16 protein-coding genes and 1 pseudogene are annotated in these 17,529 nt (G+C 67.5%); 6 read left to right on the forward strand and 11 right to left on the reverse strand.

Translation table 11 applies throughout. From position 1 onward, the window contains the following. Positions 1 to 49 precede the first annotated feature (49 nt). A complete protein-coding gene (gene secD, locus ACFQ7Q_RS10500) occupies positions 50 to 2,398 on the forward strand; it encodes a protein translocase subunit SecD (RefSeq protein WP_383552098.1) in 2,349 nt (782 codons plus the stop codon). 370 nt (positions 2,399 to 2,768) lie between these two features. Here secD and ACFQ7Q_RS10505 read toward each other — a convergent pair whose 3' ends face one another. After that, positions 2,769 to 3,002 (reverse strand): hypothetical protein, encoded by a 234-nt coding sequence (locus ACFQ7Q_RS10505; RefSeq protein WP_383552100.1) that lies wholly within the window; start codon positions 3,000 to 3,002, stop codon positions 2,769 to 2,771. A gap of 121 nt (positions 3,003 to 3,123) precedes the next feature. Between ACFQ7Q_RS10505 and ACFQ7Q_RS10510 the strand changes: the two genes are divergently transcribed. From ACFQ7Q_RS10510 to ACFQ7Q_RS10520, 3 genes are all read left to right on the forward strand, one after another. Next, positions 3,124 to 3,597, forward strand: coding sequence for a DUF4259 domain-containing protein (locus ACFQ7Q_RS10510; protein WP_383552102.1), 474 nt, complete (start codon positions 3,124 to 3,126; stop codon positions 3,595 to 3,597). A gap of 554 nt (positions 3,598 to 4,151) precedes the next feature. After that, positions 4,152 to 4,937 carry a hypothetical protein gene (locus ACFQ7Q_RS10515; protein WP_383552104.1) on the forward strand — a complete coding sequence of 262 codons (786 nt, stop codon included), beginning with the start codon at positions 4,152 to 4,154 and terminating at the stop codon, positions 4,935 to 4,937. Beyond that, complete coding sequence (locus tag ACFQ7Q_RS10520) at positions 4,915 to 5,418, forward strand: GntR family transcriptional regulator (protein WP_383552106.1); 504 nt, start codon at positions 4,915 to 4,917, stop codon at positions 5,416 to 5,418. Before ACFQ7Q_RS10515 ends, ACFQ7Q_RS10520 begins: the two co-directional genes overlap by 23 nt. Before the next feature lie 217 nt (positions 5,419 to 5,635). Here the strand turns inward: ACFQ7Q_RS10520 and ACFQ7Q_RS10525 are convergent, their stop codons facing one another. The 7 genes from ACFQ7Q_RS10525 to ACFQ7Q_RS10555 form a co-directional block, all read right to left on the reverse strand. After that, positions 5,636 to 6,010, reverse strand: a complete 375-nt coding sequence (locus ACFQ7Q_RS10525; protein ID WP_383552344.1) for a DUF6009 family protein — start codon at positions 6,008 to 6,010, stop codon at positions 5,636 to 5,638. Between the two features lie 192 nt (positions 6,011 to 6,202). After that, positions 6,203 to 7,771 carry a phage/plasmid primase, P4 family gene (locus tag ACFQ7Q_RS10530; protein ID WP_383552108.1) on the reverse strand — a complete coding sequence of 523 codons (1,569 nt, stop codon included), beginning with the start codon at positions 7,769 to 7,771 and terminating at the stop codon, positions 6,203 to 6,205. Then, positions 7,768 to 8,790 (reverse strand): bifunctional DNA primase/polymerase, encoded by a 1,023-nt coding sequence (locus tag ACFQ7Q_RS10535; RefSeq protein ID WP_383552346.1) that lies wholly within the window; start codon positions 8,788 to 8,790, stop codon positions 7,768 to 7,770. Before ACFQ7Q_RS10535 ends, ACFQ7Q_RS10530 begins: the two co-directional genes overlap by 4 nt. Before the next feature lie 1,392 nt (positions 8,791 to 10,182). Then, positions 10,183 to 10,494, reverse strand: a complete 312-nt coding sequence (locus tag ACFQ7Q_RS10540; protein ID WP_383552110.1) for a hypothetical protein — start codon at positions 10,492 to 10,494, stop codon at positions 10,183 to 10,185. 20 nt (positions 10,495 to 10,514) lie between these two features. Next, positions 10,515 to 11,453, reverse strand: a complete 939-nt coding sequence (locus tag ACFQ7Q_RS10545) for a replication-relaxation family protein (RefSeq protein WP_383552112.1) — start codon at positions 11,451 to 11,453, stop codon at positions 10,515 to 10,517. A gap of 13 nt (positions 11,454 to 11,466) precedes the next feature. Further along, on the reverse strand, positions 11,467 to 13,641 hold the full coding sequence (locus ACFQ7Q_RS10550; protein WP_383552114.1) for an ATP/GTP-binding protein: 2,175 nt from the start codon (positions 13,639 to 13,641) through the stop codon (positions 11,467 to 11,469). Continuing rightward, positions 13,638 to 14,099, reverse strand: coding sequence for a hypothetical protein (locus ACFQ7Q_RS10555; RefSeq protein WP_383552116.1), 462 nt, complete (start codon positions 14,097 to 14,099; stop codon positions 13,638 to 13,640). Before ACFQ7Q_RS10555 ends, ACFQ7Q_RS10550 begins: the two co-directional genes overlap by 4 nt. A 208-nt stretch (positions 14,100 to 14,307) precedes the next feature. Here ACFQ7Q_RS10555 and ACFQ7Q_RS10560 point away from each other — a divergent pair. Further along, a pseudogene (locus ACFQ7Q_RS10560) lies at positions 14,308 to 14,400 on the forward strand (AAA family ATPase); the annotation flags it as partial. Between the two features lie 74 nt (positions 14,401 to 14,474). Next, a complete protein-coding gene (locus ACFQ7Q_RS10565; RefSeq protein WP_383552118.1) occupies positions 14,475 to 14,717 on the forward strand; it encodes a DUF6332 family protein in 243 nt (80 codons plus the stop codon). Positions 14,718 to 15,340: 623 nt separating this feature from the next. Here ACFQ7Q_RS10565 and ACFQ7Q_RS10570 read toward each other — a convergent pair. Genes ACFQ7Q_RS10570 through ACFQ7Q_RS10580 form a run of 3 tightly spaced genes read right to left on the reverse strand, consistent with a single transcriptional unit; the run spans position 15,341 to position 17,466 of the window. Next, complete coding sequence (locus ACFQ7Q_RS10570) at positions 15,341 to 15,814, reverse strand: hypothetical protein (RefSeq protein ID WP_383552120.1); 474 nt, start codon at positions 15,812 to 15,814, stop codon at positions 15,341 to 15,343. Continuing rightward, the gene (locus ACFQ7Q_RS10575; protein ID WP_383552122.1) at positions 15,811 to 16,542 is read right to left on the reverse strand and encodes a hypothetical protein; all 732 of its coding nucleotides are present in this window, start codon (positions 16,540 to 16,542) and stop codon (positions 15,811 to 15,813) included. Before ACFQ7Q_RS10575 ends, ACFQ7Q_RS10570 begins: the two co-directional genes overlap by 4 nt. Before the next feature lie 6 nt (positions 16,543 to 16,548). Then, the gene (locus ACFQ7Q_RS10580) at positions 16,549 to 17,466 is read right to left on the reverse strand and encodes a hypothetical protein (protein ID WP_383552124.1); all 918 of its coding nucleotides are present in this window, start codon (positions 17,464 to 17,466) and stop codon (positions 16,549 to 16,551) included. Between the last annotated feature and the right edge of the window lie 63 nt (positions 17,467 to 17,529).

Consider the following 17,529-nt stretch of genomic DNA (forward strand, 5'->3'; position numbering starts at 1 on the left):
GCGGGGCCGGTCACGCGTCCCTCCGTCCTGCCCTCATCGTGGAGTACGCATGTCTCGCGCACCCTTGTCCCGCCCACCCTTGTGGAGGGCGATCATCGCGCTGGCGGCCGTCGCGCTGTCCCTCTACATCGCCCTCACCCAATCCGCCCGCCTCGGCCTCGATCTGCGCGGCGGCACCCAGATCATCCTGGAGACCCGGGACTCACCCACCGTCAAGGCCGACGCCGCATCCACCGACCGCGCTCTGGAGGTCCTCAGGCAGCGCGTCGACGCCCTCGGCGTCTCCGAACCCGGCATCGCCCGCTCCGGCGAGAAACGGATCATCGTCGAACTGCCCGGAGTGCAGGACCCACGCAAGGCCGCCGAGGTCATCGGCCGCACCGCACAGCTCACGGTCCACCCGGTGACGGGGGCGACAGCCGACAAGGGCTCCGCGAAGCCCGAGGCCGACGGATCGCGCACCCTGCCCGACCCGGACCAGCCGGGCAACCACCTGAAGCTGGGCCCCACCGCCCTCACCGGCGAGGGGGTCAAGGACGCCGAGGCGGTCCTGGACCAGCAGTCGCTCAACGGCTGGATGGTCTCCCTCGACTTCCGCAAGGGCGCGGGCGACACCTGGGCGAAGATCACCTCGGACGCGGCCTGCGCGCCTCAGGGCGCTCCGGAACGCCGCGTCGTCATCACCCTCGACAACAAGATCATCTCTGCGCCCGGCGTCAACGCGGACGTGGTGTGCGGGACCGGTATCACCGGCGGCTCCACGCAGATCAGCGGCGACTTCGGCCGGGCCGAGGCGCGCGACCTGGCGGCGCTCGTGAAGGGCGGCTCGCTGCCGGTGCCCCTCGACGTCGTGGAGCAGCGCACGGTCGGCCCGACGCTCGGCGCCGACGCAATCGAGGCGAGCACCAAGGCCGCGCTCATCGGCATCGCCCTGACCGCACTGTTCATCACCGTCGTCTACCGGGTCCTTGGCGCGCTCGCCGCCTTGGCCCTCGCGCTGTACGGCCTCATCTCGTACGCCGCTCTGGTGGCGCTCGGCGCGACGCTCACGCTGCCGGGGCTCGCCGGGTTCGTCCTGGCGATCGGCATGGCGGTGGACGCGAACGTCCTGGTCTTCGAACGGGCCAGGGAGGAGTACCTGTGCGTCCGTTCCGAGGACTTGGCGAAGGCGGTGAAGACCGGCTTCGCGAAGGCATGGAGCGCGGTGATCGACTCGAACGTGACGACGCTGCTCGCCGCGGGATTGCTGTTCTTCTTCGCCACGGGCCCGGTCAAGGGCTTCGGGGTCACCCTGTGCATCGGCGTCCTGGCATCGATGCTCACGGCGCTCGTGATCACCCGCGCACTCGCGGACTTCGCCGTCGCCCGCAGCTTCGTACGCAAGCGCCCCGGTCTGACGGGCATCGTCTCGACGGGCCGAGTCCGCACATGGCTGTCCCGCCGCAATCCGAACCTCGTCCGCCACCGTCGCCGCTGGCTCGGCGCGAGCGCACTCCTGGTGGCGGTGGCCGTCGCAGGAATCTTCATCCGCGGCCTCGACTTCGGCGTGGAGTTCACCGGCGGCCGCCTCGTCGAGTACAGCACCAGCAGGTCCGTCGACGCGGACACGGCCCGGAACGCCGTGTCCGACGCGGGGTTCCCACGCGCGGTGGTGCAGGAGTCCGGCGACGGCGACATCACCGTACGCACGGAGAAGCTCACCGACGACGAACAGCAGCGCGTCAAGGCGGCCCTGGAGAAGCCCGGCGGAACTGTCACGGTGGAGCGTGACGAACAGATCGGCCCGAGCCTCGGCAGCGAACTGCGCCAGAAGGCGCTCCTGGCCCTGGGCATCGCGGTGGCCGCCCAACTGATCTACCTCAGCGTGCGGTTCCGCTGGACCCTGGCGGCAGCGGCAGTCTCTGCGATGGTCCACGACGTCCTCCTCGTGGTGGGCCTGTTCGCCTGGCTGGGCAGGCCGGTGGACAGCGTCTTCCTGGCGGCGCTGCTCACGGTGATCGGCTACTCCGTGAACGACACGGTGGTCGTCTTCGACCGCGTCCGCGAAGCGCGCCGCCGAGACCCGCGAGGCAACCTGGAGAAATCGGCCAACCACGCGGTGGTCCAGACACTCCCGCGCACGGTGAACACGGGCATGGGAGCCCTGTTCATCCTGACCGCACTGGCGGTACTGGGCGGCAACTCGCTGGCGGACTTCTCCGTGGCGCTGATCGCGGGCGTCCTGGTCGGCATCGCCTCGACCATCTTCACCGCGGTCCCGATCGCGATCGCCCTGGAACACCGCAACCCGCCACCACGACCGGCACGGGGCCGCCGCGCCGCGAAGGAAGTCCCCGAAGGGTACAGCCCGTTGGAGGCAAGAAGGATGAAGGAGAAGGGGACGGGGGCAGTCGTCTGAGCCCGCGAGGGTCCTGAGGCCGAGGGCAGCCTCCGGCACACGCCGACCGGGCCTCCACGGAGCTCCGACAACCGCGGCCACGCTTCGTGGAGGCCAGGTCGGGAGAGGGCCTGCTGAGCCTGCACTCACCCTGTCTGAGCGCGCCGTTCCTGCACCCACATGTTCTGACGCTGCCGCCCGGATGGCGCCGGGCGGCCCAGAAGCTGGGCTGCGTCCTCATTTTCGCGGGCGACGACCTGGGGCTGTCGCCGAACGCCGCGGACCGTTCGGACAACCTGATCATGCACAAGATGGTCCCCGAGCGGGTCATCCGTCCCGGCAGGGCCGGTCAATCAGCCGGGAGGGCAGCAATCCCTTGCCTCGCGGGCTGTCATTCCTTCCCGCGAAGCGGGTAATCGTCAGGGAGGCCGCCTTCGGCAGGGGTGCGGTCGATGTCGGCATGGATGACCGCCCGGAACCCCTGACCGGGAATGGGCCTTGTTGAGATGGAGCTCGCAAGCCACAGTCCCACGATCCGCTCCGCCGCCGTCTTCGCTGCTTCCCGGTCGTCGGCAGTGATCTCGATCTTGACCAGGCCGCGCGGATGAGTGTCGTTCTCAGTCACGCGGTGTCCAACGGAGACCGAACTCAGGCGTACCGCCGATATCCAGCCATTGCCTGACCTTGTTCACGAGAAGGGGCTCTGGCACACCTCCGTGGTGACCTGACCTCAAGGTCGGTGGCTAGTGCGACGATCCCCAGACGGCCACGCGAGGAGAGAGACGGGCACCTGGGACATCGGCCCCTTCGACAACGACATCGCCGCCGACCTCGCTGGCGACCTGGACGAGACAGCATTGGAAGAACGCGAATCCATGATTCGAGGCGTGCTCAAACGTGCCGCCGAACCTGCGGACTGCCTGGATGCCACCGACGGTGAGCGGGAAATGGCCGCAGTGGCCCTGGTTGTCGGACAGCACCCTGATGACGAGCCTGCGTGTTCGAACTACGGCCCATCAGAGCCGCTACCAACGTTGCCTACAGATCTTCGAATGCTCGCCGTCGACGCTCTGGACCAGGGTGTTTCTGAACTGTCTGAACTCGCCGAGCTGTGGACCGACGCCGCGAACGGCTCAAAGTGGCGTCAGGACATCACCCGCCTGCGCAACGTCCTCGATCCCCCGATCCCACTGCAAGAGGAGGCCCTCTTCGAGATCTAACCGGGTCACCCACAACCACGGACCACGGAAGTTGCGCCAGAACCCGAGAAGGGAACGGAGGTGGTCACTGCTTCGAGAGGCGCTGCGGTCGGTGGCACGAGATTGGGCAGCACGTCCATCGATCTAAGCGCGAGATCAGATGTCAGGGCCGGTGGCGAGGGTGACCAGCAGGGTGGATGCTGCGCGAGCGGGTACTCGTTCGCGTATGAATCGCTGAACCTGCGATGGTCGTGGCGTGACTGTGGTTCTGGGAGACAAGCACAGTTCGCCGTCGAGGTCGGCGAGTGGGACTGCGGGCAGTGTCGAGTGGACCTGCGGGCTGCTGGGGAGCGGCTGATCTGCAACGACAACATGGCTTGTGTGTCCCGCAGTTCCTCCGCGAGGTACTGGACATGGCCGCCAGGCTGCGCTGCGGCGAGGGCTTCCCTCTGGCGTTCGCCGGCTTGTCGTCCGTCCCCCATGGATCGCCTTGTGTTGAGTGTTTGACACAAGATCCCGGCCAGGGGCATCTTGTACTCACTACTTGATACAAGATGATCTGGGGGGATCTCTATATGCTCGACACCGCCCCGCTCCGGTACCGGTTTCTCAACCACTCCGACCAGTACGCCCGCTGGTCCGGCCTGGCCATCGGTCTCGTGGCCGCACAGCAGTTGGTCGGGATGGAGAGCGGCGACATCACGATGCCCCTCGTGTTCGCCATCACCGCTTTCGGCCTGTGTGCGGTGGGCGGTGTCCTGCTCGGCGACGCCCTGACCCTGCGTCCCCAGGAGGCGGTACGCACCGCGAGTCTCGCCCCACGCCTGATCCGAGACCAAGTGCCGCCCCGCATGGCACCCCTGCTTCTTCTGCAGGCGGCGTCTCTCGTCGCTCTGCTGGCGATCGGTGCGGTCACAGCCTCCTCTAACCCCGACTGGGCGGGGCGTGCGATCACCGTCACCTGCGAAGGGATGCGCGCATCCCTAGGTCCCTGGCCCGGCCTGTACTACAGCGGCCCGATGTTCGCTGCCCTCGCGGTCGGAACCCCCGTCTGTATCTGGGCCTTGCGCCGTATCTCCCACGGCCCGGGTGACGACCAGCAGCGCCGCGACCGTGCGTGGGCGATCACCGGAGCCTGGGGGCTGCTGGTGTCGAGCCAGGTGCTGCTCGTCGTGGTGATGATTTTCGTCGCGCTCACGGAGACGGCCTGCGCCGGCCCGTTGGGCGCCGCCACCATCGTGGTGACATGCCCGCTGGGCCTGCTGAGCCTGTTCACCTTCGGATGGTCTCTGGTCACCGTGGTGGCACCCCGGGCGGTTGACGAAGAGGTAGCCGACGATGGGACTTTCGACGATGAATGACCCCGCTGTCCGCGTCGACATCACCAGCCAGGTACCGCCGTATGAGCAGATCCGCGCCCAGCTGGCCGCACTGATCCGCACCAGCCGACTGGCCGAGGGCGAGCGCCTGCCGACCGTGCGCCAGCTCGCAGCCGACCTCGGCCTGGCGCCGGGCACCGTGGCCCGCGCCTACCGCGAACTGGAGGCGGCCGAGCTGATCCGCACCCGCCGTGGCGCGGGCACCCGGGTTGCGGCGCTCCCGTCCGAGCCGCACACGCACGATGTCGGCCAACTCATTACTCTGGCCCGGGATTTCACCTCCGCTGCCCGAGCGCTCGGCGCCGGCAAGGAGGACATTCTGACCGCAGTCCGCGACGCCTTGGACCCAGGCGCCGTCTCCCCTTCGGCCACCGCCGACAGCGGAGCGGGTGGCCCCAAGACGGCCGGCGTCGGCGCAAGTCACAGAAGTGAGGAAGCTGGCTTGAGTGGCAGGCGTAAGTAATCAGACGAAGTAGGCACAGTTTTCAGTGGGTGATGAACCCCTGTCTCGCACAGCGCGGTTCTTAGTTTGCGGGCGTTTTGCCGAGGATTCGGATGTCGTCGCTGAGCCGTTGCATTGCCGACCAGCGGGTGTGGGTCCCCCTGGTTTGCTAGCCCCCGCCCGGACGTTGCTGATCAAGACCACTATGCACTGCCCAATAGGGACTAAAGGGACTGCCTCACGCAACCGGCGTCGCTGATCCACGCTGTGATCGCGCAGTCTTGCTGCCGACGTGACCTGGCTGAATTGTGCGAGGGTCGACTGCCTCTCCGGGCGCACCTGCCCGGTACAAGCCATCGGGCTCGGCGTCACGGTCGTGCGGCAGAAGGTAGAAGACGCGGCGCTTCTGAAGTCCGCTGTCGGGGTCGGCTTCGGCTGTGTCGCTGAGCTCAGCGAAGCCGATCATGCGTCCGTCGCGGTGGTAGCGGGGCTTTCCGCGGCGACGGGGGGTCTTGTCCAGGGCCTGGCGTACGTAGTCGAGCCCTTCGGGGTCTTCCAGCCACACCACGTTGTCCTCGTGGGTGAGATCGCATGCCGTCAGTAGCGAACTCATGGCTGGGTTCCCTTCTCGGTCACGTCGGCCATCAGCGGGCCCGGGTTCCTCCACGCCGTATCCGGCGCCGATGGTGGTATGCGGCCGGCCCCTGAGGGGTTCGGCGCTTTGCTGGCTCGGCTCATCTTCCTTGTCCATCGTATGTGTGTCGGTCGCCGTGTGGGAGCACGCGTCCTGGCGTCATCTCGAGGCCTACCCGTCTGCTTCGCGTCGGGTCGGCTCCTCGTCGGCCGCGAGGGCGAGGCCGGGATAGAACTTCTGCCCGTTCGAGCGCAGCATGTCGCTGGGTGAAGCAACGCCGGCCTCGGCTCTGATGCGGGTGGCGAAGGCGCGGGTGGTAGCAGGGCGGAGGCCCTCGCCGTCCTGGCACCAAGCGCTGTAGGCGCGGTAGAGGGCGCCTTGCTCAACTTTGAGGTCGCGTGGTTCGTCGAGATTGCTGTTGGTGATGCAGCACTCGGCGAGGAAGCGTCCGATGTGGTCCTCGGTGGTGGCATAGGCCTGGGTGGCCGTTCGGACCACGCTGGGGCCGGTGAGTGGCGGCTTGGCAGCGAGGTAGGCCCTGGCTCCTTGGATCATCCAGTGGAGGATGCCGGGGCCTTCGTCGTGGACGAGGATCTCTGCGAGGTTGTCGATCTTCCGGTGGTCCGGTACGACTCTCTCGAAGGGGATGAGGCGGATGCGGCGCCAGAAGGCGTGGCCGCCGGTTCCGACCTCGGGCCGGTGGTTTCCGAGGAGCCAGAGTTTGTGGGTGGGTTCGAAGCTGAAAAAGTCTTGGCGCATGCGCCGGGCTTTGAGGCGGTCACCGCCGGTGAGGAGCTTGACGCGGGCTTCGTCGAACTTGTCGTGGGGCTTGAGTTCGCTGCAGACGAAGAGTCGGCGTCCGTGGAGTTCTGTCAGTTCTGTGGAGTGTTCGTTGAACTTTCCGCGTTCCATGAGGAAGCCGGGCGGTGCGACGTCGGCGTAGTCACCGAGGATCTTGATCACGACGTCGAGAAGGGCGGACTTTCCGTTGGCGCCGACGCCGTAGAGGAAGGGGAGGACTTGGCCGCCGACGTCTCCTGTGATCGAGTAGCCGAGGAGGAGATGCAGAAAGTTGATCATCTCCTTGCCTTTGTCGTCCTCGCCGAAGGTCTGGATGAGGAAGCCCTGGAAGCGCGGTGTGGGCATCGCCTCGGGTGCGAGGTACGTGGCACGCGAGTGAAGGTCCCGGGTGGGGTCGGGCTTACGAAGCTCACCGGTACGCAGGTCCACAACACCGGCAGGGGTGCACAGGGCGTACTTGTCGCCGTCGAGAGTGTCGGGGTCGAGGGCGAGTTCGGGTGAGGCCTTCGCTTGGGTGAGCATCGCCTTCACGCCGGAGGTAGACATGGCGCGCTTGCGGTGCTGGGCGAGCTCCCTGTCGTTGAAGACACCGCGGGGGTCGTGTGTGGGGAGTTCTTCAGCCATGTCGCCCGCGGCCCAGATCGCGGCCTTCTCGCCACCTGTGCGCTTCCATCGATATTCATCCCAGACGTACCAGCCAAGTCCTTCGACATGGCGGAACCTGTCATGGTGAAGGTGGGCGAACAGCTTTGCGTTTCCTCGGTCGCTGAGGCTGTTGAGGAGTCCTGACTGCACGAAGTCCGCGGGGTCTGCGATGGCGGGGCCCGAGTTCTGCTGCGCCGGAAGGCGCCGTGCGGTCTCGGGGGGTTCGGTTGCGAACGCGGCGAGCTGTTCGGCCGCCGCCTGGGCGTTGAACCCGGTGCTTCCGGCGCTGCTCATGTGCGTTCCTTGGGGTGAATGGGTCGGGCGCTGCCAGCACGCATGCCAGCCTCGACGATGAGGGCGTTTCTGCGGGCTTGATGCGGCCTTGCATGGGTGGCGGCCTGGAGGAGGAGGTTGCGGCATTCGGCCTCGGCGAGGTGGCCGGCCTGCGAGAGTCCCCCGGCGGTGAAGGCTGCGCGGTTGAGTTTCTCGGTGAAGGCCATGCCCGAGGGGCTCGCTTCGCAAGCGCGGACTTCCTCCAGGAGCGAGGCGAGGACGCGTTGGCCGTCTCCTGCGGGGTGGGAGGGCCTCGGCCGGGGAGAAGGCACCGCGGGGGCTGGGGGCAATGCGGTGTCAAGGCTGTGGCCAGTGCGCGTCAGCTCGGCGATGAGCCAGAGAGGAAGCGGTGCGGGCTGGCGGGCTCCGGGGAGGGCCGTATAGGTGCCGGCTGTCGTTCGCGTGCCGGGGGCGACGATGTAGCCGTTGGTAGCTCGGACGTCGACCTGCCAGGCGAGGGCTGTCTTGTTGCTGGATCCGCTGGAGGACCTGAAGTGTGGTCCGTTTCGGGGGGCGCGGTACCAGATGTGCAGGCCTCCTGAGGGGGTACGCACTCGGAGGGTTGTGGTGTCCTCGCAGGGGTTGGGCCGGCTGCGGTGTGCCGCCAGAAGGGCAAGGGTGTCGAATCCGCTACGCAGTCCGGTCAGGTCGACCGCGGGGTGGATGAGGATGCCAGGCAGAAGACGCTCACGGCTGGGGCGGGTTGTGGTGTGGGCGTCCACATCTATGACGACCAGCCTTGCAGGGCCACAGGAGACACCTACACCGAAGCCGGGCTGGGATTGCCACCAGTGCCTGATGGTGTCCGGTTCTGTCGTCGCGGCGTGGAAGCCGTGGCACCAGCCACGCTGCGCGTGGCAGGGGCAGTCTTGTGGCGGGTGCTCAACCCGGGTACAGGCAGGGCAGTTGGCCGCCGGAGACTTGGCCCCGGGTGCCAGAGGATGCACCGGATAGCCGTGCTTCGCCAGCCACGAGGCGATGTCCAGTTGCGTCCGTCCGGTCGACGCCTGTGACGGCTGGTCCTCGGGATGGACGGGCACTGGTTCTTCCTTGACGGTGTTGTCGGGTTGTTCGTGAGGCCTTCTGGCCTTCAGTGCGATGGCCGCCTAGCCATGAAGGGACTGAAGGGACTGAAGATTCACTATGCCGGAGGTTAGCGCAGAGATGTGCGCGACTCACCCACGACATCGCCGTTCTTTCAGAGTTGAGTCCCTTCGGTCCCTCCATCGAATCATTTTGTGCCGGATTGCCCAGGATCCCGCGAACGACGAGCCCTGGAGGGATGGGCGTGTCACGCCGACCCATCACATCCCAGGGGGCTCAGTCCCTGGCGAACTGAGCCCCCTCCCCCGGACCCCTCCCCCGCTGAACTCAGGGGCTGAGGCACACCTACAGACTTTCGGTCCCTCTGGCTTCGGTCACTACACAAACCCGCTGGTCGGGGGCTCGGGCAGTCGGTCTGAGGGACTGAAGGGACTCAGATCTGCAGTTATGAGCTAGATATCGCTGTAGGTGTACTTCACACCCGCGCATACATGCACGCACACGAAGAGTGGAAGTAGCAAGAATGAGTCCCTTCAGTCCCTTTCTTGACTACAGAAGCCCTCTGACCTGCGGCTTTACCCAGGGACTCAACCATCAGGGACTGAACAAGCTGCTAGCCCCGGTCCTCTGTTCAAGTAAGCCGAGGTGCAGGTATGTCGAAACCCTCAGCTCAGGATCTGGCCCCTGCCAGCGCCCCCGGCGCCAGGCCGCGATGCCGGCCTGGCGCTACCGGTACCCGGCGTTCCCCCGGCTCCTGCTCGTCGACTTGGGGCCATCCGTCCCTGAGGTTGAGTCCCTGCCTACGCTCAAGGCCCTCAAGCAACCGATGTCGTTCCTGCCACTGAGCCGCTTCCGTTCTCGCCTCGAGTGGACACGGAGGTCAAACCCTGCTGCACCAGCGACCCACTTACGCAAGCAGCTTGTGTACGTCGCTGCGGTGTACCCGAGCTTGAGTCACTTCAGTCACTGCACTCGTAAGTGCAAGGGCTCTGACCTGAGGTTTTCGTCCAGCGACCGAAGCTTCTGGCGGTCGCTGGGGTTCAGTCGCTGGAGGAAAATGTAGGTCAGAGGCACTTCGCAGCGAGTAACAGCGACTGAAGCGACTGAACTTCCCTATCCAGCAAGCACACGCGCACACAGGAGGAGCTGATACGCGCGACCGTAGTTGCTGCCTCGCACACGACAGCCCCCTGACCTGGGATTTTCTGCAGCGCCTGAAGTGTTGCTCGGTCGCTGAGGTTCAGTCGCTGCCTCACCGAGAGGCAGCTGGCTCTCCTCAGCGACCGAAGCGACTGAGTCACGGACATCGGTCGACAAACGCACACCACTCAGCTGCGGTGGCGAGGTTCGAGCAGCAGGTCGTCGATCGTTCCCTGGCCGCCGGTCTGGTTGGTCCAGCCTTCGAGTATGTGCTGGATGATCTGCCTGGCAGTCACGCGGTATTCCTCCGGGCAGGCCTCGCTCTGGGAGAGGGCTCCGATGGGGCGGGTGTGGCAGTACAGGGCGAGCATTTCGCCGATGAGCGGTGAGAACGGCCGGGTAATGGCCTGGGCTTCGTCACAGGGCCGGTACTCGGGGGGTGCCAGGGGCCCGGTCGAGGCGGCTTCGGTCTTCCTGCGGCGGATCTTGGTGAGGCGCACGGCAGTCCTTCCAGGGGCGTTCAGGCGGCGAGGCTGACGGGGCGGAGCCAGGCGTCGGCGTTTTCGGCGGGGCCGAGGATCGGGGTGAAGATCGCTTCGAAGGGGCCGCTGGTGCGAAGCTGGCCGAGGGTGGTGACGCCGGCCCGCAGCGGGGTGGAGTCGAGTGCGGGGTCGCTGGCAGCGAGACTGCGCAGGTCGGCGATCCGGCGGGCGAGGCGGTCCTCTGAGGCTCCGGTCAGTACGAGTAGGAGCCGGGGGAACGCCGGGTAGCGGTAGCGCCAGGCCGGCATCGTGGCCGGGCGTCGGGGGCCGCGGTTGCCTTTGGCGGTCTGGGGCTGGGGCGCGTACTCGTGGTAGGCGGCGTACGCGTGCAGCTTCTGGGCGAGGCGGGCGATCGTCATCTGGGTCCGGTCGACCTCCACGAAAAACGTGAGCAGGGTGCGCTGCTTGGCCGCGGTGTGGACGTAGCTGAGGACAGCGTCGGGTACGAGGCACAGCTCCTCCCCCGGCCGGGATTCGTCGCGGTAGTAGTGGGCGATCTCTGGCGACCAGTCCAGGGGGCCGCATTCGTGGCCGAGGCGGCGCGCGTGCTCGACGAACGCTGCTCCGGCTTCGACGACCGCGAGGGTGTGCTCCTGCAGCGGGCCGAGTGCGGCCTCCGGGCTCATCCGGTACGCGCGGGACTGGAGCAGGCCGACGGCTTCGACGGCCTGGGCTCCCTTCTCGGTCAGCCACCACAGCAGTTCGGTCTGTCCGGTGCTGCGCCGGCCTACGGCCTCGGCGAAGCCGGCCTGGCGGAGGGTGTGGAGCTGGCGGCGCAGGTACTCGGTGCGGGTGTGGTGCGGGGTGACGAGCCGGTGGAGCTGGCGGGTGGAGACCAGGCGGTGCTGGTAGAGGACCTGGGCGGCCTGCTGGGCGACCTGGCCCAGCCCGGTGGGGGTGGACTGCGGGTAGGGCATGGGTGATTCCCTTCTAGTTGATGACGCTGGTGGGGTCACCCGCGCTCGGGCCGCCCGGGCGCCAGCCCGTGTGGTGGGCGAGGACGACGGCGTCGAGCTCTTCCAGGTCGGCCAGGATGTCGCCGAGTGGGCGGCGGTTGAGGTTGCTGTCGATCGCCAAGTCGAGCCCGGGGACGCCGGCCGGGTTGTCGTAGTGCGTGAAAACCTCGTCCACGGGCAGGCCACGGACCCGGAAGGGCGTGGTCCGGGCGCCGTTGAGGTTCACGGACATCACGTAGTGATACCTCGGGAGCTCGGTGATCGTCTCCGGACTGACGTGCCCGTTCCACCTCTTGGCGACGAAAGCGGCCTCGTCGTAGTCCGCGGCGCAGGTGCTCAACCAGGACTGGTTTTGCAGTAGGGCCTGGCGGGTGATGGCAGAGAGACGGAGAACCATCTGGGTCATGCCGATGAACCTGACCTCGTACTTGCGCAGCTGCTCGGCGATGGCGGCGAGGAACCCCTTGCTGCTGCTGTCGAGCGCGGTGAGCTCGTCGCCCCAGGCCCAGAAGGTCTTCCGCCGCTCGCGCGGGGTGTCCTGGCGGGAGAGGCCGGCGCGGTGCAGGTCGTGGATGAGGAGGCAGCTGACCAGGGCGTCGCTCTCGCTGCCGGACGGGCAGACGAAGACGACCTTGCCGGTGTCCATGGCGTGCCGGACGTCGTACGCGGAGCGTGGGCTGCCGAAGAACCCCTGGAGGGACTGGGAGGTGTCGAGGCGGTCGATGGCGTAGGTGACGGTCGGAACCGCGTCCGGGCCGAGCTTGGGGAACGTGGTCTCCCAGTACGCGCGGACGCGGTCTGGGAGCTTGGGCAGGAGTCCCTCGCGCCAGTTCTCATCGGTGAGCCAGGTGCGCAGTTGGAAGAGCGTGCACTGCGCCTCGGGGTGGCCGGCCTGGACGGCCTGGAGGTTGAGCAGGGCCAGGGCTTGGGAGGCGCGCGCCAGGATGGTCCGGGCGCGGGGTGCGTTGTCGCCCCAGTCCTGTGCGGCGGCGATGCCCTCGGTGACAGAGCGGATGATGTCCTGGACGTCGGAGAGGGTGCGGCCCTCCATCGACAGGGGGTTCCAGGAGACTACGGGCTGGTCCGGGTGGGCCTTGCCGAGGTTGATCTCCCAGAGTCTGTTCAGGATTTCCGGGTGGGCGAGGTAGGGCTTGGCGCGGGCCCAGCCTTCACCGTGCGGGTCGAGGAACCAGCAGCCGTAGCCGGAGTGGGCCATCGCGATGCACTGAACCAGTGCCTCTTCGGTTTTGCCGTGGCCCGCCTTGCCGAGCTGAAGGCCGAAGAGGAGGTCCTGCACACTGGCGGCGGCAATCCGTTCGCGGCCGTCGGGGTAGACGACGGCGCCGAGCGGGATCAGGTCGCGCTGCCCGGTGTAGACGGGGAGGTCGGCCGGGGCCGGCGGGACCAGGCCGCCGGTGCGGACCACGCTAGAGGCGGTGCACTTCACCGTCGGCGGCTTGAGCCAGCCAGCCAACTCGGGCACCGTCAGCCACTGCCGGCGATACGGGGCGAACTCCCCGCTCGCGAACCGGTGCTCGAACCGGCCGATCGACCAGCTGCGGGGCCGGTGGACCTTGAGGTAGTTCTCCCCCGAGGTCATCGACAGCGCGGCGATCAGCTGGTGCATCCGGGCCAGGGCCAGCTGCGGGTGAGCGGCCTCGGTGCGCAAAAGAATCTGCACGGCGAACACCGCCCCGGCGGCGGGTTCGAGCTTGCCGACCCCGTCGCGCAGGTCGGCCTGTCGCGGGATCCGATCGGAGCGGTTGTAGGCACCGGCGCCGCCGGACCAGGCGGCCGTGGCCGATCCCCAGAAGCCACCTCCGCCGAGGCCGCCGGTGAGGCGCTCTCCGTACGCGGACGGGCCCCGGCGGGCAGCCCGGGCCATCAGCCGGCGCCGGCGGCGGGCCAGGCGCCGCTCGGAGACGGGGACCAGATCGAAGACCGCCTCCGCCTTCTCCCCGTCCTCGGTGCGCACGGAGGCCATGGCCGCGGCCAGTTGCTGAAGCGGGTCGGGGCTCAGGCCGAGGGAGGCGAGGGCCTTGTAGTCGGGAAGGCCCAGGGCGAGCTCGGCGCGCTGGACGTACCGGCGCGCGCTCGCCTGGGCGGTGGTCGCGGGCGCCGGCTTGGCGAGGGAGATGACGGCGGTCACGGCGTTCCTCCCGGGCCGTTGAAGCGGACGGGGCGGATGTCGGCCTGGCCGTGCTGGGTGCGGACTTCGACCTCGGCGAAGCCGGGCATGTTCAGGATCGCGGCCGCGGCGGCCGGACCTTCGATGTAGCAGCGCATCTTTCCCTCCACGGCGGTGTACCGCAGGCGCACTGCGGATCCGCGGGCCGGGACACCGTCGGCGGCGTAATGCACGCGCCCCAGCTGGCGGGCCCAGCGCCCGACTTCACCTTCACCGGGGTCGAAGGTGGCGGTCGGGATCACCTCGACCTGGACCCGGTCGGCGAGCGCTTCCCGGACGCGCACCGCGCGCCGGATCGTCCACCACACCCAGACCGCCGCCCCGAGCATGCAGAGGGCGACGAGGTACGGGGCGGCCGCGCTCAGAATGGCCTGGAGCTGTGCGAGGAGCTCGTCGACCGGCAGGTCCGGCAAGCTCATGTGGACCGGACCGAGGTCGGCCGGTACGGGGCGGTGTGGTGCACGGTTCCTCCAGGGGGTGGGAAGAAGCCTTCACCTGGACCAAGTAGGAATCGGCGGCCAGTTCAGACACCGCACCCGAATGCTTTACCGTCCCTTTGCGATGGAGGTGGTTCCGAGCAGTGCGGTGTCTGCGCCCAGAACCCCAGCGGTAGGTCCTGACCGTTCACCCCCCGCCTGCGCGGCCATCGTCGACCGCCTGACCTTCAACGGCACCATCATCCAGACCGGCACCGAGTCCTACTGTCTCGCCAGCACATGAGCCGGAGCCGAGGAATGGGCTGAGGCTGGCTGACCTCATGGACCACCAGCCGGCCCCGGTGCAAGTCTTCAGCTATGACGACGAGACGACGGAGCCAGGCCGAACGAGACGAGATCCCTGTTGAGATCGGTTATGCGCTGCTGAGCGCGTGCTTCCTCGGCGCCGTCGTGTTCGCGACGATCGCCGGGCCGGCCGCTGTGTGGCACCTTCCTCCTTCGGTCGAGAAGTTCCTACTGGTCGGTGGGGCTTGGGTCGCTGGAGTTCTTGCGGTGATCCGTGTTGTTCATGTGCTCTGGCGACACGGACGGAACAGCTAACACTCCTCCGACCCATGCGACGGACGGCCGTCACCCGCTTCAGGAGTGACGGCCGTCCGCAACACCTGGACTTGGACGGGGAGCGTTTGGTTTGGCTCTCGTCGAGGTTGAGGTGAACGCCCCAGCCTCGACCAGGCAAGGCTGTCCGGCAGATGTCCATCTGGTTTGCGCCGGTTCTACACCCCAGAGCGGATCACGCACCGTTGTGAAGCCAAGGCCCTTCAGGGCCCTGGGGCAGCCACATTGCGGGCGGGTGCCGCGCAGCGGATTGGCTCACCCCAACCGGAGCGCGGTACTACCGGCGGTGGAGTGGAAGCTGGTGATTCGATAGATGAGCTGCTGGTAGCGGATCGTGAACCCCATCACCCATCGCTCGCCAAGGTTGTCGATGACGATGAGTCTGGGGTCAGTGCATGTAGTGGGTCGGTGCAATGCCATGGGTACCGGGAAGGGGCATTCGCCAGCAACGCGGGATTCGGCATAGAAGGCGTGGTCTGTCACCATCCGTCCCGCCAGGGTGCCGCTTGAGTGGTACTCGGCGGGCACCAGCCGGAGGAGACCGTCTAGCTCGATGATCACAGTGCGGTGCTGCGGCGCCCGACACTGGCGGCTCGGCTCTCCGATCATCTGGCGGCCGCCTCATCCTGTGTGAGAGGAGTGCCGTAGCGCATCCAGCAACGCATGGCGACCGCGGTGTGCGTCCGGCCAGTTCCATGGGCCCGGTGGCCCTCAAAGTTCCAGTTGGTGACTTCCAGGAAGCTGCCCTCGCCGGTGGCGAGGTTCAGGGACAGGTTGAGGAAGACGGGGCGCTTGGCCGCGGCAAAGCCTTTCCAGGCATGGTTCCAGCGGAAGAGCCGGCCGAAGCGAGGGTCCTCCCACATCAGCACTCGGCCGCCGCGGTGCGCTGCCGTGCAGTCCAGGATCCAGAGGTCGGCGTGTGCTTCCCGGCCGGTGACTTCCTGCGGGGCCAGCGGCCGACGCTGGACTTCGGCCCGCTTGCCGCAGCACAGCACGCAGTCCGCTCGTCGGTCCTGAATGGGAATCTCGGTGGCAACGCCCCAGCTCTTGATCTCTTTGTGCCAGGCGGACTCAGTCACAGCTCACCGGCGTAGCGCAGGAGCTCGGCGTCCTCTTCGTCCAGTCCCAGGGATTCGGGGGCGACCTCTCTGAGGTAGTCGGTGAGCGTGAAGACGCCGGGGAGGTTGCCGATGCCGTCCACGAGCCGCTCGTACCGCTTGACCAGCGTGAGGCAGCGTTTGCCGGTGGCGCGATGGTGCTTGGCTTCCTGGGCACTGCGCTTCGCGGCAAGCTCGGCCTGGTCAGCCTCCATGAAGTGGCGGTCGGCGAGGGGAGGGATGACTTCCATGATGCGGTCGACGTCTTCGATCACCAGTTGCCGGGCCGTCTTCTCCGTTAGCTCTCCGTTCTCGTCGATGAGCACCTTGGCCACGACCTTCTCGTGGTCGGTTCCTCCGCTGCGCATGCCGGGGACCAGCACGACGTCGGGCCCGGAGCCGACGGTGCCGCAGCCGGAGCCCGTGTCGGTGTATCCGGGCTCGGCTGGCCTGGGCGGGCCAGTCAAGGAAGCGATCGCGAGTTCCCTGCGGACCTTCTTGAGGGACGTGGCGCACATGTTCCTGACCATGCGATTGACCACGGGGACGTACGTGCGGTCGTGTACCTCGAACTTCGACGAGACGACGCCACACATCATGGCGAGTTGCTCGGGTTCGCTGGTGCGCTTGCGGATGCAGCGCATGGCTTCCTGGTCCAGTACGTCGCGAACGGAGTTGGAGTAGCGGCCGGCGGCGCTGGGGCTGGGCACAGTTGCCTACTTTCCGGTGAGGAGTCGGATGGTGCGAGGGCGCTTCTGCAGGACGCGATCGGCCCAGGAGAGGACGGAGTCGCGGATGGACTCGACGGACTGCCACACGTCGGGGTCGTCGGCGTCCAGAAAGTCGTCGGGACGCAGCAGGAGGATTTCCCGGCACTTGTGGGCCAGGTCGAAGTAGCGGATGGTCCAGTCGGCCCGCGGGTCGCACTCCTCGCCGCCGAGGAGCTCCTGAAGCATCTCTTCGGCTGGATCGGGTGCGGGGCGCATCTGCTCGCGCAGGTATCGGGCGACCCCCTGGTCCCGCAGCACCTCGCGCACGGCGGGTTCGCGCAGGACGCCCAGAACGGCGGCGGGGCTCTTGGTCAGTTCCGCGAGGACGGCCTGGCGGACCTCCTTGCGGTCGAGCTGTGCGACGATCTCTCGCGGCGAATCCGAGGTGCATGTGGTTCCGCCTGTCAGCCCCAGGGCCCTGCGGTACTCCGAGGCGTCCAGCACGGCCGGCCAGCCCGCCCGCTCCGCACTGGCCAGCCGGCCGAGCAGCAGGCCGATACGGCGTGCCTGCTCCTCCAAGTCGGATACGCAGGCCGTGGTCACGCACTTCCACGGCACCTGCACGGACGTTGTGACCAGGCGATCCCGAAGCTCCGTGCTGGCCAGACGCGTGATGCGCATGTACCGCTCAAGGGTGGGGGTTGCGTAGCCCAGTTGACGCGCCAGCGGATCCAGGGCGCTGCTGGTTCCCATGCCGGATTGGTCGACGATCTCTGCGCAGACGTCGCCGAGGCCGAAACGGGCCGAAAGCTGCGCCCGGATCGCCTGGAGGTCTTGTTCCGCGTACGTCCTTGCACGTCTGAGCTGCTCACGGGTGTAGCCGGGATCGGGGTTTCCGTCCGGCTGAATCCACACATTTCCCATGGCCGGGGACGCTAAGGGCTCAAGCCGTCTGAACGATGCGCGAACCACTCAAACAGACGGCCG

The organism is Streptomyces sp. NPDC056527 (assembly GCF_042794475.1).
In the GTDB taxonomy this organism is placed as follows: Bacteria; Actinomycetota; Actinomycetes; order Streptomycetales; family Streptomycetaceae; genus Streptomyces.